The 226-nt window shown below is 42.9% G+C and carries 1 rRNA gene; it reads right to left on the bottom strand.

Going from position 1 to position 226, the window contains the following annotated elements:
• Positions 1-68: ribosomal RNA gene (locus tag M8014_RS00005) — 16S ribosomal RNA — on the bottom strand; the annotation flags it as partial.
• Positions 69-226: the final 158 nt, after the last annotated feature.

Raw genomic sequence — 226 nt, 5'->3', positions numbered from 1 at the left:
CGCTCGACTTGCATGTGTTAGGCCTGCCGCCAGCGTTCAATCTGAGCCATGATCAAACTCTTCAATTTAAGTTTGATGCTCGTGAATTAAACTTCGTAATGAATTACGTATGTTCACTCAGAGACTTGGTATTCATTTTTCGTCTTGCGACGTTAAGAATCCATGTCACTTTGAGTGCCCACACAGATTGTCTGATAAATTGTTAAAGAGCAGTGCAACGCGGCGT

The organism is Silvania hatchlandensis (assembly GCF_025564065.1).
Lineage (GTDB): Bacteria > Pseudomonadota > Gammaproteobacteria > Enterobacterales > Enterobacteriaceae > Enterobacter > Enterobacter hatchlandensis.
The sequence above is the reverse complement of the archived record's forward strand: the minus strand, read 5'-3'. Positions and strand labels throughout refer to the sequence as shown.